The sequence below is a fragment of the Albidovulum sp. genome, from assembly GCF_049646345.1.
GTDB lineage: Bacteria > Pseudomonadota > Alphaproteobacteria > Rhodobacterales > Rhodobacteraceae > Albidovulum.
In genome coordinates, this window is sequence record NZ_JBARVQ010000389.1 from 1 (window position 1) to 1,913 (window position 1,913).

Here is a 1,913-nt window from a genome sequence, read left to right on the forward strand (position 1 = left end):
GTTGCGCCGCCTGCATGAAGCGACCGCACCGCCGACGAACCTGACGCGCGCGGAGCTTGAGGCGCTTGCCATGGTGCGCGACGGCCTGTTGCTGAAAGAGATCGCTGCCAGAATCGGGGTGTCGGAGGGCGCGATCAAGCAACGTCTGAAAGGGGCAAAGACCAAATTGGGGGCGAAAACCTCCAGTCAGGCAGTGTCGACTGCGGTCGGATATGGTCTGATATGACGCCGCATCTGCTGGTTGAGCGCAGCACACATCGCCGATGCCGCATTAGCGTCAGGACTACACGCCTTAAGGGTGTTAAACCCACACGTAATTCACCATACAGGATTTATTAATCACGTATATTCCTGCTCTAATTGCCTCTGCCATGATAGGAGGGGCAAAACCATGTACAATATCACATTCAACATGTCGGACCTGCACAGCTTCGGAACGGCTTTTTACGACTACCTCAAGTTGCGCAAGCAGTTCTTCGTGGACACGCTTGGCTGGGATGTTCCGCACAACGACCTCGTGGAAATGGACCAGTACGACAATCCTCTGGCGCATTACTCGCTGGTGCTGCGGGATGGCGCGGTCATCGGTGGCGCGCGAACCATGCCGACCACGTCGAATTGGGGCGGCCATACCTACATGCTGCGCGATGCCATGGCGGGGCGGCTTCCTGATATCCCGGTCCGTGTCCTGCAGGAGGAGATTGAGACACCGGACGTGTGGGAATGCACCCGGCTGGTGATGTCGGACGAGGTCAAGACACAAAGCGACAGGTCGCAATGTCTCGCCCTGATCGTCGACGGCCTGGCCGACGTGGCCCGCAAACACGGCGCGTCCGAACTTATGTCGTTGTCGCCACTTTCGCTGATGCGTGCGCTGCGTCAGCTCGGGTGGAAATGCGATCGGATCGGAGAACCCTATTCGAGCCCGGAGGATGGTCGGCGTTATGCGGTGTTGAGCATGCCTGCAATCAAGATGCAGCCGCTGCAGATGACGAATTGACCAGTCGGAAAGGTAAGGCAGCGTAATCCTGTTGCCAGCATTCATCCTTTGCGCGAGCCGATTCTTACCGGTTCGCGCACAGGCGGCTTGCTGTCCGATGTAAGATTATTCTCGCCTTGCCCTCGCGGGCGCGCCGCGTATTGTGAACCGCGCCGGGCTTGGCCCGGTTGAAGCCACGCCTGCGCCAACATAGATAGGACGCGGAACGGAGAGGGCCGGGTGCCGCCGAAAACCGGGGTCGGTGTCCTCTTGCGAAGAACAGGATGTGTTTATGACAGAATTGCTCGCCCCCAGCTATCCGGTATTGCCGCTGCGCGATATCGTGGTGTTTCCGCATATGATCGTGCCGCTTTTTGTGGGGCGCGAAAAGTCGGTGCGGGCGCTGGAAGAGGTCATGCGCGAGGACAAGCAGATCCTCTTGTCCTCTCAGATCGACCCGACGCAGGACGATCCGACGACCGATGGCATCTACCGCGCCGGCGTATTGGCGAATGTGTTGCAGCTTTTGAAGCTGCCTGATGGAACCGTGAAGGTTCTGGTCGAAGGCAAGGCCCGCGTCCGGATCACCGATTTCATTGAAAACGACGCCTATTTTGAAGGCTCCGCCCAGCTTCTGACCGAACTGCCGGGCGACAAGGCGACCGTGGATGCGCTTTTGCGTTCTGTCGCCGAGGAATTTGAACGTTATTCCAAGATCAAGAAGAACGTGCCGGAAGAGGCGCTTCAGGCCGTGGCCGAAGCACGCGAACCGGCGCGGTTGGCTGACCTCGTCTCGGGCCATCTTGGCATTGAAGTCGATCAGAAGCAGGAACTGCTGGAGACACTCGACGTCGCCGAGCGGCTGGAAAAGGTCTATGGCCTGATGCAGGGCGAAATGTCCGTCCTTCAGGTCGAGAAAAAGATCAAGTCGCGC

At 58.6% G+C, this 1,913-nt stretch carries 3 protein-coding genes; all 3 read left to right on the plus strand.

Annotated elements, in window-relative coordinates:
- The coding region (locus tag WBB85_RS09555; protein WP_432638391.1) for a response regulator transcription factor at nt 1-226 on the plus strand (226 nt) is incomplete at its 5' end.
- Nucleotides 227-391: 165 nt separating this feature from the next.
- Nucleotides 392-1,000: an acyl-homoserine-lactone synthase gene (locus WBB85_RS09560; RefSeq protein WP_432638392.1), complete on the plus strand. Its 609-nt coding sequence runs from the start codon at nt 392-394 to the stop codon at nt 998-1,000.
- A 271-nt stretch (nt 1,001-1,271) separates the two neighbouring features.
- The coding region (locus tag WBB85_RS09565; protein WP_432638393.1) for an LON peptidase substrate-binding domain-containing protein at nt 1,272-1,913 on the plus strand (642 nt) is incomplete at its 3' end.